Genomic DNA, 923 nt, shown 5'->3' with positions numbered 1-923 from the left:
TTCACCACCGCATTACTTGCCAATATCGGCAATCAGATGAATGCAGAAGGGGCCGGGCTGATTGGTGATAATGGTCAGGTGTTAGGTTTACCCGGAAAAACGATCAGCCATGCGATTGTTACAGGTATCAGTACTGAAATTAGTCGTGGTAATACAAAAGGGGCAATAGCTGGAGCTTTAGCTGCTGAACTAGCCGGTGCAATAATGGGAGATAATCTCATTGAGGCTGAAAAATGGCAAAAAACATCAGAACAACAAGCACAAATTGTTCGGGCTTTCGGTGGTATTGCTGGTGCTGTATTCACCGGCAAAGCAAATGGCGCTTACAGCGGAGCAAACAGTGCTGAAAATACTTTCCGGTACAATTATCTCGCACATCATCAGCAAGAATTGATGGAAAAAGAGCTTGCTACAGAAACCAATTATCTTAAGAAAGCTCAAATTCTTAGCAAATGGGGAATCATCGGCTCTCAACAAGAGCTCCATCTTGCCGCTGGCTTTGTATCCGGTGTTCCAGTGGAACTTTACGATAATGTCATGGCAATTGTCGGGGCAGTTTCTAATCCGTCAGAGACAATAGATGCACTTAAAATGCTTTTGATGCAGGAAGATATGCCTGGCTTTATCTGGCAAGAAACGAAGGAGAGCTATCTTAAGCAACTGGATGTCATCAAAGTTGAATACGAGAAAGCGGGTAGTGAAGGTGCATATAATGCCGGCTTGGAAATGGGAAAAATCGTAACGGGTATTGTCAGCACAGCTGCTGGCGGTTTAGGGCTTGTCAAAGGTTCGACATGGGTTACTACCCATGCTGCCGATAAGTTTGCTAAAGTAGCGGTAAAAGCCCCACTTGAATATATAAAAGAACCAACATTTAATCCTTATAGCTCAATGGGTGCAGGGCAACTGTGGTCTATTAAGGG

At 44.2% G+C, this 923-nt stretch carries 1 protein-coding gene; it reads left to right on the top strand.

Annotated elements, in window-relative coordinates; translation table 11 throughout:
• Positions 1-923 (top strand): DUF637 domain-containing protein (locus C5471_RS23365; RefSeq protein WP_207627461.1); only part of this gene is annotated, 923 nt, incomplete at both ends.

The sequence above is a fragment of the Photorhabdus tasmaniensis genome (genome assembly GCF_011189505.1).
Classification (GTDB): Bacteria; Pseudomonadota; Gammaproteobacteria; order Enterobacterales; family Enterobacteriaceae; genus Photorhabdus; species Photorhabdus tasmaniensis.
This window is presented reverse-complemented; position numbering and strand designations above follow the sequence as displayed.